The organism is Rubritalea sp., assembly GCF_039830215.1.
GTDB lineage: Bacteria > Verrucomicrobiota > Verrucomicrobiia > Verrucomicrobiales > Akkermansiaceae > Rubritalea.
In genome coordinates this window covers 1-14435 of sequence record NZ_JBDOPO010000219.1, presented here as the reverse complement: position 1 = coordinate 14435, position 14435 = coordinate 1, and the positions used below count along the sequence as shown (strand labels likewise).

6 protein-coding genes are annotated in these 14435 nt (G+C 47.5%); 2 read left to right on the top strand and 4 right to left on the bottom strand.

Going from position 1 to position 14435, the window contains the following annotated elements; all coding sequences use genetic code 11:
• Both chrA and ABGY95_RS07310 read left to right on the top strand, forming a co-directional pair.
• Positions 1 to 1075, top strand: a 1075-nt coding sequence (gene chrA / locus ABGY95_RS07315; protein ID WP_347441033.1) for a chromate efflux transporter, incomplete at its 5' end; no start/stop codon positions are given.
• A 1-nt stretch (position 1076) separates the two neighbouring features.
• Positions 1077 to 3809, top strand: a complete 2733-nt coding sequence (locus ABGY95_RS07310; protein WP_347441032.1) for a DEAD/DEAH box helicase — start codon at positions 1077 to 1079, stop codon at positions 3807 to 3809.
• A 59-nt stretch (positions 3810 to 3868) separates the two neighbouring features.
• Here ABGY95_RS07310 and pbpC read toward each other — a convergent pair whose 3' ends face one another.
• From pbpC to ABGY95_RS07290, 4 genes are all read right to left on the bottom strand, one after another.
• Positions 3869 to 6085, bottom strand: a complete 2217-nt coding sequence (pbpC, locus tag ABGY95_RS07305; RefSeq protein ID WP_347441031.1) for a penicillin-binding protein 1C — start codon at positions 6083 to 6085, stop codon at positions 3869 to 3871.
• A 95-nt stretch (positions 6086 to 6180) separates the two neighbouring features.
• Positions 6181 to 11886 carry an MG2 domain-containing protein gene (locus tag ABGY95_RS07300; RefSeq protein ID WP_347441030.1) on the bottom strand — a complete coding sequence of 1902 codons (5706 nt, stop codon included), beginning with the start codon at positions 11884 to 11886 and terminating at the stop codon, positions 6181 to 6183.
• 96 nt (positions 11887 to 11982) lie between these two features.
• Positions 11983 to 13647: a hypothetical protein gene (locus ABGY95_RS07295; RefSeq protein WP_347441029.1), complete on the bottom strand. Its 1665-nt coding sequence runs from the start codon at positions 13645 to 13647 to the stop codon at positions 11983 to 11985.
• Positions 13648 to 13667: 20 nt separating this feature from the next.
• Positions 13668 to 14435: ABC transporter ATP-binding protein (locus tag ABGY95_RS07290; RefSeq protein ID WP_347441028.1), on the bottom strand; the 768-nt coding region annotated here is incomplete at its 5' end.

The following is a 14435-nucleotide window of genomic DNA, read 5'->3' as shown; positions in this document are numbered from 1 at the left end:
CAAGCATGGCTGGATCAGTGAAGAACGGTTTGCTGAGTTGTTGGCACTTTGCCAATTTCTACCTGGTCCCGCGAGTAGCCAGTTCGGGGCAATCATTGGCTACGAAAAAGGTGGATGGTTGGGGGCCTTAGGGTCGTGGATTGGTTTCACTCTCCCTTCAGCAATTTTGATGATTCTGTTAGCGGTAGGACTGCAGCCAATCTCTGACGCTCTAGGCACCGGTTGGATTCATGGACTCAAACTAGCAGCTGTTGCAATTGTAGCTCTAGCAGTCATTGGGATGTATAAGAAACTCTGCCCAGGTTTACCCCAGCTCTTCGTAGCACTTGGATCACTCGGGGTTTTGTTGTTAGCCTCACAAGCATGGCTCCAGCCGCTAGTTATTCTATTTGGCGGAGTGGTGGGGGCTTATCTTTTTTCACAATCCAAAGTCCACGTCAAAAAGGAAGAAGTAGAAGGGCGTGGTAAGCCGCCTATACTGAGTGTGGTGGGAATTGCGGCTTTTATTGGAGCTGTTTGTTGTTTGCCTTTATTAGCGGGAATGGGAGAGGGGGCTAATGTTACTGCAGGTCTACTGCGTGCTGGATCTTTGGTATTTGGTGGAGGCCATGTGGTATTGCCATTGTTAGAATCGAGTTTTGTTGGCGGAGGAATGATGGAGCAAGATTCCTTCCTTGCTGGCTACGGTGCAGCTCAGGCCGTCCCAGGACCTATGTTTACTCTAGCATCTTACATTGGAGCATCAGTGGGGATTGGAGGTAATCCCTGGTTGGGTGGTATTATCGGAACTGTGGCAATCTTTACGCCGGGGATGCTCTTACTAGTAGCAGGAGTTCCTGTATGGAATTGGCTGAAATCAATGCCTCGTGCGAAGGGTGCTGTGATGGGCGCAAATGCTGCCGTAGTCGGTTTGTTAGCTGCTGCCTTGGTTCACATGTTTAAAGCTAAAGTCGTCAGCGAGCCTCTAGACTTAGTGATTGTAGTTCCCATTTTCCTCGCGTTAGGCACGCGTAAAATTCCGGCATGGTTGGCTGTACTCGTTGCGGCTGTGTTAGGTGGGCTTATTTGGCGCTAATATGTTCCATTCTACTTTATTGCCATGGCTAACAGCCTGTTATCGTGAGGACCGATCAAAACTCGGGATTCGCGATTTCTTTAGTAGCTCGAAGGTGAAAAACCGTCGTATGAGCTCAGGTGAAGAGCATTTGCTGAATTTAGAATTTGATCACGAGCTACTGGCTCCTAAATATGGCGAGTCAGCGCATGCCTTCACAGAAATGCACAAACGTGAACGCGAGTTAGTTTACGGGGCAATTTTTGTCTGTGGCAAAATGCTTGGTGGGGTACACCGTGCGCCGTTGGTTCTTTTCAATGCGGATGTTGACTACCAGAATTACTATGCTCTCAAGGTTCGACTGAAATCAGCTAGAATCAATGGGACAGCCTTGGATGCACTAGGAGGTGATAAAGATTTTGAACGTGAACTCCGAGAGCTTATATCTGGCGTAGGTCTAGACACATCTGTTGTCGCTGACATCCAACGCCTCATCGATCGGTATTGCCCTGAAGCAGATGCTGAAAACCTATTGCAGTGGCCTCATTTGGTTTCATCCAAAGTAGTTGATGAAGCTGGGACATGCGACCAAGTTTCCGTGCTCTCAGCTGCTGGTTTAGGTAATGTTGAGCGTTCCGTTTCGACACGCGGGGTGCTGCAAGAACTCACTGAGATGGCTGACTACTCAAGTTCTGAGTTTTCAGATGGAATCAAAATTCTCTTGGGAGAAGATCCTGCACTCTCGAAAGCCACTGATGAGCGGGTATTTTTTATACCCGCGTCTCTGAGTGCGCAACAACAGAAGGTGCTACTCTCAGCCAGAAAATATCCTTTAACCGTGTGTCATGGGCCACCTGGAACAGGAAAGTCCTACACCGTGGCAGCGATTGCTCTGGATCATATCGTGCGAGGGCAAAGTGTGTTGGTGACTTCTAGGAATGACCATGCCGTCAATGTGATGCATGAAAAAATAGATGCCATGATCGGAGGGGCGTATGCAACGGTGAGGGCGGGCAGACGTGAACACCTGAAAGATCTAAAAGGCTTCCTTTCTCTAATTCTGAACGGTGGTGGAGACTTCGCTATTAAATCTATGGTGTCGTTAGAACACCTACAGGAAACCATACTTGAGAAAATAACTCTGATAGAAGATGCAGAGAACGCTCTTGAGGATGAATACAAAAAATCAATTGAGAGGGGTGATCGTAAATTCGACCCAAGCCCTAATCTGTTGGTGAAGCTGCAGAGGGTGTTCGACAATTACTCTCTGAAACGGCGCCCAGTGCTGTCAGAGATTCATCAGCATTATAAGTTACTACAAGCTGAGCGAGAAAAGTTGGTGGCTGAATATGTGAGCCTACAAAGGCGTTGTGCTGTCACGAAATTACTCGGAAATCGCTCAAGCCGTGCTGAACTAAAGAAGTTTCTAGCAGCCATTCGTAAACTTAAAGGCAGCGCGCAGGAGTTGGCTATGCGAGACATCGATCTCCAAGTTATACTGGAAACCTTTCCTGTATGGTTGAGCAGTGCTGAGGACGTACACCGCGTACTGCCGTTCAAAAAGGAATTGTTTGATGTGGTAATCATCGATGAGTCCAGCCAATGCGATCTTGCGAGTATTTTGCCAGTCCTACAGAGAGCTAAACGAGTGGTAGTGGTAGGTGACACAAAGCAATTACGCCATGTGAGCTTCTTGTCTAACCATTCGATGCAAGAATTTGGTACTCAATTCTCGGTCACGCCAGAATCCCAAATGGCCTATAATTTTCGTAACCGAAGCCTGATGGATGTGGCGATTGATTGTATTCAAGATCACTCTAACACGGGATATTTAGATGAGCATTTTCGTTCACACTACGGCATTATTGAATTCAGCAACCAAAGGTTTTACCATAAACAACTCAAAGTCATGCGAGACAGACCATGGGCTCTAGGCCGTGGTGCAGGTGCAGAAGCTGGAACCATAGGTCATTTTACTTCAAATGGAGAAAGAGACTCCAAAGGGGTGAATGGTGGGGAAGTCTCAGCCATTTGTGATTGGCTTCGTGAGTTCTTGCTGAAGCCAGACAGATATAGCGGATCTAGCATCGGTGTCCTTAGTCCATTCAGAGCGCAAGTGGATGCCCTCACCAAAGCTGTGTTTGAGGAATTTCGAGGTACGAGTTTGCAGTCTCTGCTAAACAAGCATGATTTACTGATTGGTACAGCTCACAGCTTCCAAGGTGAAGAACGTGACATCATGCTCATGTCGCTTTGTGTGGATGCTAGAACTTCATCTGCAAGCGTTCGGTTTCTTGAACGTGAGGACGTCTTTAATGTCGCTGTGACTCGTGCTCGCAATGAACAGCACGTCTTTCACTCAATTGAAGCCAAGGACTTAAAGCTAGATAGTCTTCTTTCTCAGTATCTAACGCATGTCACTAATGAGGAATATCTTGTTTCTAACATAGACAATAACCTCGATGCTTTTTCGCGAGATGTGAGTGCGAGTCTTCAGGCTAGAGGTCTCGATTGTAAACTGGGAGCTTCAGTAGCAGGAGTGGATGTCGATCTAGTGGTTGAGCACAAAGGTGAGACAACTGGAATTGATCTTATCGGTTACCCTGGTGCGACGCAGCCAGCTATCTCACTGCGAAAGGTGATGATGCTAGGGCGTGCAGGACTCAATGTGATTCCTTTAGGTTATTTAGAATGGTCCATGCGCCAAGAAGAATGTGTGCAGTCAATTCAACGGCTCTGTGCTCATTCGTCTTAAAAAGATTTCCTCATACAATTTTCGAACCTTTCGTATTTTTCGCGGTAAACTCCGTTTTATTAGAGTTCTTTAACTGAAAACCGAATGCTGCTGGATTTTCCAGTCGCTCGGTGGTGGGCGGTGACTTGGTGTTCGCCTTCAGTGAGGATAATGGTGGGTGTGTTGTGGTGTTCGATTATCTCGAGACTCTCGCAAGACCACTCAGTCGAATCGGGGTCATTAGAAATGAGTGATAGATAAGCACCTCTATCTGGTAGGTCGGGGTCTAAGAGGTAGGTCGCATCACGGGCAGGTGAGAGCACCCTTAGCGGTGCGTCATGTTGACGAGTGAGGTCAGCAATGAAGGGTGGGCTGGGACTTTCACTTAACCATTCGGTAAAGCGGTCATCTAGATAGACCTGACCGCTTTCTGAATAATCATCATGGCTGGCTGAGTCGGGAATGTGTTTTTTGGTGGTGAAGGTGTGTGTGCTTTGGTGAAAGCGGGGATGGGAGGGGGGAAGTAGCTTGCCTGTGTGTGGGTCGACATGGACAGCAACTACGTTGTCGGGTTTCTTGAGCCAATGTGCTGGTTGGTTTTTATGTAGCTCGAGCATGATTTGGTGGAACACTGGGCCCGCTCCTGTGACTCCTGAGATGCCTTTCATTGGCTGGTTCGATAGATTGCCCACCCAGACACCAACGGTGAAATCGGCGGTGAATCCTACACAGAAATTGTCTCGAAAATCAGAAGATGTGCCAGTTTTGACAGCGCAGGGAAATGGGAGCCTGAGTTGAGAGTTGTTTCCAAAATTGGCTGAGCGAGCAAGATTGTCAGTGAGAATACTGGCGATGAGGTAGGCGGATTCTGGTGAGCAAACGCGTTTGCGTTTGGTTGTTTGAGAATCGGGAAAAAGGATGAATTCGGCAGCTTTACCTTGGCAGGCAAGAGTAGCAAAGCCGTTGGTCACATCAATCAGCCTGACCGGGCCGCTCCCTAGTGTGAGTCCTAGGCCGTAGTGACTTGGTTTTTCAGTGAGTGTGATAAATCCTAATTGTTGGAGAAAACTGTGGAGTGCACGAGGGCCACCGAGTGAGTTGAGAGTTCGCACCGCTGGGACATTGAGCGAGTTACCTAGAGCTGAGTGTAGGCTTACTGGGCCTCGGTGTTTGCGATCGTAGTTGATAAATGCCTCTGGCCCTCGGATTCCTGCATAGTTAGTCGGTACATCGGCTAGAATGGTGGCTGGCGAGTAGTGGAGTTTTTCAATCGCTAACAGGTAGGTGAAGGGTTTGAGCACAGACCCCGGAGACCGTGGAGTGAGAGCGGCATTGATCTGGCCAGAGTTAGCGGTGAAATCCGCGGTGCCAACGAGAGCTCTAACCTGACGCGTGTGGTTGTCGATGACCACAACTGCACCATTGTTGACATGGTGTTGATGGAGCTTGGCCACTTCTTCTGTTAGTATGCGCGCAACACTGGATTGGAGTTTTCCATCAATACTGGTGCGAATGGTACGTGAACCTTGTTTCCTGTGGGATACAGCTAGTTGCGCGAGCTGAGTTTGTTGTTGGTACCTCCTAGGAATTAGTTGGATTGGTTCGTTGATGGCTCGTTGAATCTGTGAGCTAGGATAATTGCAGGTGACCTGCATGCGTTGTAACACCCAGTCACGACGCTTTTTTGCGTTATTCGGATTTCTTCTTGGGTTGTGCCGTGATGGAGCCTGAGGGAGTCCAGCGAGTAGGGCTGTTTGACTTAACGATAACTCGCTGAGTTCTTTGCCAAAATAATGGAGAGATGCCTGACGCGGACCTTGAGTTAGATTGCCGTAGTTGAGGTGGTTGAAGTAACAGGCAAGTATTTCCTGTTTACTATAGCGCATCTCTAGGTGGCGAGCACTGAGAGCCTCTATGATTTTTGTCTTAAATGTTCTGGAGGGAGAGCCAGTCGTGAGCTTGATCGTTTGTTGAGTAATGGTCGACGCGCCACTTACCATCCTGCCGGCTTCGATTGAGTCTTTTATGGCGCGCAGGTTCGCTAGAATATCCACACCAGCGTGGTCGTAAAAACGTTTGTCTTCTGCTGCTAGAGTGGCATCTATCAAAGCTTGAGGGATACCCTCTAGCGGAGTTGACTCGCTGAAATAGTAGTCTTTTCGCGCTTGGTGGTGGAGAGGATATCCTTGATAATCGAGGATGAGTACAGAGGGAGGAGGACCAGTTAGGGCATTGTTGTTTAGCTGAAATGCAAGAGGGACTAAATACCAAAGAGTTAGGCTTATGGCTGATAACACAGCCAATATCCTTATAGAATTCCTCATTGCACGGTTGCGAGCTAGAGGATTTCTATCCCAGAATATTTGGCTGAGCAGAATCATAGGAAGATGTGTTACTCGCCAGCTGTGGCCGCTTTATTCAGTGTGGTGAATGTGTGGGCTTCGGAAAGTCCGTACTGTGACGGATTGTACATCGACTCAGCTTTCGCCGGTGGTGCGTGCACTGTGCCAGCCGCAGTGACTCTCGCTAGATATTTGATTTCTTGTTTCTGCGATCCCCATGAGCGGTTGAGGAAAAATAGACTGCGTTCGTTTCTAAACTCGCTGCGTGAAATGCGGTAGTTGTGTTTGACTTTATTGCTGTGGACGCTGGCTTGCGAGGCGAAGTCGTCGTTGACCGATTCGAGGATGCTAGGTAATGGGTCATCGATGGAGATGTACATGGCATTTGCTGGGATACCTACAGTCAGTGTTACTTGTATTAGGTCTCCAACCTGTGGCTGCCCTAATGCGCTAGCTTCGCCCTTGTCGTTGATCATCTCGTAGCGCCGACTGATAGTGATACCATCGTTAGATGTCGGTCCTGATGGAGCGACTTCAGGTTTAGACGCAGCTAAAATGCGGGTGTACGCTTTGCCTTCACAGGACGCTATGAGAGATTGAGCTTCTGTAAGCGGTATGCGGAGGAACTTTAGCGGGCTGTCTTTAGTGAGTTTGATTGTTTTTGTACCTGAACTTGTTTGCAGAGTTATACTGCTGTCGGGGCGGCTGAATTCGACGTAGCGTGCATAGGCTGCCATGGAGTGCATCGCCCAACCATTGACCCAAGTGGTCCGCCAGTGGCCTTGTGGGTTTCGTTGGTTGAGTAAGTTTTGCATCATTTTCTCTGCCTGAATATTTCTTGGTGCGATAGTGGACCAAGCGAGCAGTTGGACTGGGATGTCACTTCGGTAACGCATCCAGTGACCTTTGTCTGGGAGTGTTCCAGTCGTGCTTATTAGCTCAGTTGCTAACTTTTTACTGCCGCCACTGTGGTGGATGGCAAGGGCGAGGAAACTACGCGCTGAGGTACTGAGAGTGTGGCGTTCGTCGTAGAGTTTATTCTGAGTCGCCATATCTGCAGCACCGGCAAGAGAGAGAACGTAGAGCGCACGCGCACGTGTGTCATTTCTCCAAGAACGGTAAGTGCCCTTTTTGACTGGGTTTCTAGCAATCGATTGGAGGTAGCCAGAGAGAGCTTTGATTGATGCCTCAGGCGCTTTGGCTCCTTGCTCAATTGCTAGTAATAGTCCCATGCCACCATAGACGCTGGCCCAGTCTTCTGATCGTTCTCCACCAGGCCAGTAGGCTAGGCCACCGTCAGAAGTCTGCATGCTTAGGAGTCTATCGACACCTTTTTGGATGGCTTCAGTAACTTGATGAGTAGACTTGCTGGAGAAGCCTGGAACGATCCCTTTCAGGTCACTGACGGCAAACCAAGGGATCAAACTGGAAGTTGTTTGCTCTACACAACCATAGGGATATCTGAGTAAATATTCTGAGGCTCCACCAGCCTCAAGCAGTAGTGAGTTAGAGAACTCTAGATCCATGTGACCTCTACCGTTCATGATGATAGGTGTCATGTTCGCTACAAGGTTGGTGGGTGTGTTTTTCTCAAGTCGGGCAAAGTCAGCCTGATGGAGTAAAGGTCTTGGGTAGGCGACATTGAAGGTGTTCTCGATGCCGTCGCTGAGTTGTTTTTTTAGTGCGACAGTGAGTTGTTGACCTTCGATCGATCGCGGGGTTGCTGACCACGTCCAAGTGGTCTCGCCTGTGTTGATAAAACTAACAGGGTAGCTTAGTGTGGCTGAACTGTGCGCTTTTAGTTGAATGGTCTGAGTCAGAGTGTTGTTTATTCCTTCCGGGATAGAACAAAGACTATCAGCCTTCAGGGTGATATCCCATGTGCCAACGTAGTTACTGGTGTTTTCTATGAGGACTTTGGTTATTAAAGAATCACCTTCATGAGCAAAGCGTGGTGGCTTGGGCTCTAGCATGATGTCCTTGTTGACCAAGAACGAGGATTCAGCGGAACCAAATTGGTCTCCAGCACCGTGAGCGATTGCAATGATGCGGTAGCGGGTGAGTGTGTCTGGAGTTTTGAATGTGGCCGAAAATCTTCCTTCAGAATTTGATGTCACTGAGGGAAACCAAGCGGCACATGGGTCGAAATTTGTACGGTTCTGGATTGCTTCACCATCCATTTCCATCATCTTGGCGGCTAGACCTCCACCGCCAATAGTGAACCCTTTATTACCCATATAGCGATGGTCTGGATTATCATCGATGAAGTAGCCGAGCGATACTCCTGTTCTAAGCGAAAGCTGGAGTGGGGAATGGAAGAATTTGAGTGGGTCTGGTGTTGAGAATCCCATCACAGCAAGCGTGCCTTCGTCTTCAGCGAAAAGAACAATTTCGGCGTCCTTGCATGGTTTTCCAAGGTGGTCTTTAACTATTCCAGTGAGTGTTATTTCCTGCCCTGGAAGCGCACTGGAACTAGGTTTGTCGATGCTGACTACCAGTTCTTTACTGCTGTCTGAGACTATGATCTCACAGAAACCTAACTTGAGTGCGGGCTGCTTGAATTTTCTTGGACTAACATCTGACCCACGAATGATCAAAACGGAGACAAAAGCATTTGGAGCGAAGTTCTCGCTGATAGGAAATTCCAAAACTGGTTTGTCAGCCTTGAGCTCTCTACGGAAGCTTTCAATAATACCTTGGCGCTCCACTGTGACCAATGCTGTGCCTTCGATCGGGGTCATGACTAGAATACGTGCAGTGTCGCCAGGCTTGTAACTCTTTTGCTCACTCACGAGTTTTATACGATGCCCATCCTCTGTGGCCCATGGATATTCTTGACTACCATAAACGTAGTAGCTAGAAGCCGTGCGTGTGGCGTGCCCCTTTATGTCTGTGCCATTCAACGTGAAAATGTAGCGACCTGACTTCTGTGGGCTAAATGCGTATGGGGTAGGTTTTCCTGCTGATATCTGGAAGGGTTCCGAGCTTATTTTTTCTGTGCGCTTTTCGTTGTGTGTCTTGGTTGTGCCATTTTTTGCCAAGATTTTAACTGACTCGTAGTACTCGCGTTCGATTTCTATATCAATAGTTTGGCTATCACTGAGGAACTCTCCCTTTGTATCGACTGCGACGATGTTGAGGTCTTTTTTATTTCCGACGCGGATCAGGGCATCACTTCTTTGGATCCCGATAAAGTAATCAGCTGGGAAGTAGGTGGTACTGCGGACGCTACTGAGTGTTTGGTCGCGTGAGTCTGTGACTTCACCAGTGATGGAGATATGCTGTGGTGCTGGAAATTCGATTTGTGGAATGGCAGCAGTAATAGATGCTGTTCCTTCTGCTGACAGGGTGGCTGTGCCATTGGAATGTTGGGTGTCGCTGAATCTACTGCCGCTGCCGTAACCGAAATAGTGACTCCAATAATACGGGTCGTAGTTTCGGTGGTCGCCAAATTGGAAGTCGCGGAACTTTTCTGGGTAGAACCCGATTTTGGATGAGGAGGCATACCAATGTAATGTGCCTTCAGCTACGGGTGTGCCTTGGTAGTATTTAGCCTCGATATCAAACTGCACGTCCTTATCTGCGACGGAAGGGGCAGGCAGGTTAGGCTTGAGTACAAAGGCGTTTCTTCGGAAGTCTTGCACTTGGAATCTGTGGCTGAATGTTTTATTACTTGTGATTTCTTCGTCGGTGAGAGTGCAAAGAAGGGTGAAAGATCCAACGAGTTCAGTGGGCAGAGTGAAACTATGATTAAATCCACCAGCTTTGCTAATGCTGAGGTTGGTGGTGGTGACCTCTTTATTTCTTGGGTCTCTAATGGAGAGTCGCATAGTTGACTGACCACTCTTACGAATAGCATTGTCGTTGAACTCGCGCACGATTCCTTTGAGTCTAACTGTCTCACCTGGTCGATAAAGGTTTCGGTCAGTGAAGAGCATGACCTTGTGCTGCCATTGGTCAGTAGAAGCCCAGTTGAAATCGACAGGGAATCTCCACATCGATACAGTCGAAAGTGATTTATCAAATGTCACAGTGAATTGATCATCGTTAGTGCGTGCGATGAGATGACGGTCGTTTTTGGAGCAATCAATAACGGCTAGGCCTAAAGTGTCTGTTGTTGCTGAATGAAGCTTTTTAGCATCTTCTCCATACATGCTGAGTTCAACTCCACTGAGGGGTTTTCCTGTGTTTAGTGAGTAGGCATACACCCATGCTTTTTTGTCATTCAGTTTCCAAGCAAGTCCAATGTCGGTGAGTTGAACGAGTGACTGAACTCGGCGTTTTTGAGATGCTTTCTTGTCGAGTTTAGCTTTTGGTTGTCCAGTAACAGAAATAAACAAGGTAGCATTGCGCAAGTGACTAGGGAGTATTTCATCCCATGAAAGGTGAATGTCTCTAGAAGTGTCTATGGCGTTATCCAATTGGATGACCTCATCGTATACTGCTGTGCCACTAATGAGTTCGAAAGGAAGAGGGCCATTGTCCTTGATGGACCTATAGTCGTGGCCATTACCTGAATAATGGCGATACCCTTGGGTCGCACGGATAGCTTGCTCGTTGTTGAGTGATTTTATCTGCACACGCACTTCGCGCATGTTGACTGTATTTATTTTGAATGACCTATCACCTTTAGCGAGCTGGGCAGAGTCGTAACTAGCCATGGCCAAACCAGAGGGGACGTAGTGGAACTTTATGTCTTTGCTGACTGGGGTGCCGAGCATCAATCCATTGCTTGCATTAAATTCTTTATCGATAGTCACTTTCCAGTCGTCGCGGTCTTGAAAGTCACCAGTGATTTGAAGGGTGTTATTGTATCGGCGTTTGAAACCTAGATTCTTAGGTGTCGGGTAGACATGCACGACCTCTTTAAGTAACTCTATGTCGAACTCTTCGGGGATGTCGGCACTGAATTCGACATAAATTGACCGCGCCCTATCAGCAATGACCGCAGGAATTATTGTATCAATGTTGAATGGGTCGATGTCCCAAATGTGGTAGTTTCCATCAGCTTTAGTTTTGTCTGAGGCTGACGCATTGGGAGTATTCTTCTTCAACACCAGAACCCAGTCTTCGCCGATTGAGAGTGGGTATTTTGGAGTGACAATGAGTCCGTTAGAAATGGATTTATTCTTAGCCCACTCAGTGGGGTCATCTACTTCGCCTCCAGCGCGTTTTGTGAGAACATTTTGGAAGCGTTGCTGCCAGCTAGGTTTGATGTAGTATGTGCTTTCTAAGTCGGCCCATTCCGCTTGTCTAACCGCAGCTGGGGTTGCTGTGCCTTCTTTATTGATGTAGTAAAATTTTGTTTCGACTTTGTTTTGCTTGATGTCGTCATTGAAACGCAAGTAGCTATAGGGCATCCGATTATTCTTCTTGCTGTAGCGTCTGTGGTAAGTGGTTTTAAAGTCAGGTGTCGAACTGGTCTTGAGCTTCACTGTAGGAATTGGTTTCCCGTTTTCGTAGCTGATTCCTCGAGTCGTGCTAAAGGTGTAGTTAGTTCCTAACTTTGGAGCTTCACTGGGGAGAAACTGTGCGATGTTGCGCTGGGTCCATACGATCTGACCTTTAAGCTTTGGGCTTATTTTGAGGTAGGCATTCGCCTGTGGTTGATTGAGTTGGTCCTTACTAACGACCGGTTGTTCAAAAACCAGCTCGTAGCGAGTTTCAGGTAGGAGCTCAGATGAGCTCAAATTTAAAATCGGCTGCGCCCATACGAGCGGTGCTGATAGCAGGGTGGTTAAGAAGAGGACTTTCATGGTACTATAATCGTTTATTCTAAGTTTTTGAATCGTGATGGAAATGAGAATAAGTTTCACTAAATGTTGAAAAACCAGCAATTAGTTTTTTAGCATTTAGACGATGTCACGAAGTCGCATAGAGCGTTTGTGACGAAGGATGATACGGCTAAGGGAGTAGAGGCCAATAATTAGGTAAAAGAGGACACCAACTTTACAGCCGTAGATGAAGAGTGTTGGATCTTCAGAATTATGAATGCTAGCCATGATGTATCCTGGTGAGAAGTCCATTGCTAGAGGGGAGAGACCATAAATAAAGCTCGATGCTTTTTGTCCGAAATTCCACGCAGAAAGTAAAAGAGCGACAGCCAGTGGGATTACCCATATAAAGCATGCAATAGTGGCATTGAGTTTCTTACCAAGATACTCGAGAGAAAATGCGTGCGACAGTAGAGTCGTGACTGATACTGCGATGAGCATAGCATCTACTAGCTTCCATGATTTGTGGGCAATGTACTCCATCACTTTGGGAGATGTTGCAAGATGACTGCTATAGAGTAACCAGGCTGCTGTGGTGATTACTGCAATGAGTAGACTCGAGGGTATGCCACTAGCTGAATCTGAGAGAATAGCATAGGGAGTCTTCGCTTGGTTTTTCCGTTCTCGGAGCCCTGCCAAGTAGCGGAATTTATCTGGGGTATAGATGTACTGGAGCAGTATAGCAAAGGAGAATCCAATGAGCCCGTAGAGCGATAGAACCGTGGCTGCGATGATTTCAACATTTTCGGCCACTGTTTTTTGGAGGCCAGCCATCACTGGTGTCCTCGTCTGGATTTCCACATTAAACATAGAGCCGTTAGAGGTATTGGCCCAAATTCCACCGAGAATGATAACGTGGAGCATGCCGGCAATTACGACACATTGAAATTTGCTGAGTAGGTGTGAACTTTCTGAGCGCCAGCGCCGGAGCATCAAGCTGTAAAATATCCAGGCAATGAGGCATTGGAGTATGATACAATAAATGGTGTGGGAGACCTCCCAGTTATAGAAAAGCGCGTATTGATCGTGCTCGAACATATCCACCATGGGCAGCATGTTACTAGCAGCTGCCAATAGCGCAGGACGAATCGTTAGATATTCAAAGATAACAAAACCAAAGTTGGACAACTGAGGGAGAGCGAAATAGAGCAGTGCAACGAGTCCCTGCGAGATGAGTGCGGAAAAACGCTTACCCATGATGAATCCCACCGACATGGCAAGTAGGTAGAACATCAGAGTAGATGTAAAGAGCACAGCATAAATAGGTATCCATATTTTAGCAGGTATTTGACCTGTGATAATGATGATGGATGTGACGGGAAGAGTGAGGATGAAATGATAGAACTGTCTCACTGGCAGACCAAAGAGGTAACCAATGATTTTAGTAGCTGGGCTCAAGGGCGTTAGGCGCTGGTAGGTGAGTACTTCATCCACAGACTCTCTAGCCATTCCCGCTGCTACTTCTCCAGTTCCTACGAAGTTAAGTATGAAAAGCTGGAGCAAAACTAAGAATCCAAATGGATACACAGCCGTTCGCTCAAAAGGCAAGTCTGTCTGGGTCATCGTGAAACCCAGAGCCATGAGATAGAACAAGAGCGAAGTTCCGCCATAGAGCAATACTCCTGTGATTAACGAACCTAAACGTAGGCGCGAACGCCGGTAGCGATGAAAGAGCGGGTTGCTCCAAAGCTGCCAGCATTGAGGCAGAACCTTGAGTCTTTCAGCTTGAACTTCGTCGGACATAGTTGAGAGGGAGAAGTGTGTTAGTGACCGTCGTATTCTAGGTCGAGGAGGATTTCTTCTAGGCTGCGCTGGCGCTCGTTGACGCGGCAGACTAGGTAGCCAGCAGCCACCATTTTTTGTAAAAGCTCGGCGAGGTCGTTGTCTTCGCCTTCATAGTGGAAGCTGTAATTTTTGACATCGACTCCAAGTATGTTGGAGACGAATTTTTGTGAATTTAGCCATTCTTTCCAATGCATGTCTGGGCTTTGCGCTAGACGTACTTGAATTTCTGGAAGAAGCCCAGTCATTCGATGGAACACTCCGTGGACACTGCCTGAATCTAGTAATTCACCTCGATGTAAGATCCCTAGCATATCACACATTTCCGTTAGCTCTGGGAGGATGTGTGAACTGATGATTACCGTAGAACCTTCTTTACAAAGGTCACGGAGGATCTTCCGTAAACCTACCCTAGACTTGATATCCATACCGCTAGCGGGCTCATCAAGGATAAGTAAACTAGGTCGGTGGAGCATAGTTTTGGCTAAAACTAGACGCTGCATCATCCCGCGAGAAAGTGAACAGCACATGGAATGGTACTCAGCTTGTAGGTCCACCATCGCTATGCATTCATCAATTCTGGTCGATTTTTCTATACCACTCAGCCCGTGTGCTCCAGCAAACATGTCAAGAAATTCCCAGACCTTCAGATCAGATGCCACTGGAGCCATGTCTGGCATATAGCCAATGTTGGATTGAGCCAGCCTCTGGTGGGTGATAATGTCGTGACCGTCGATTAATATCTTACC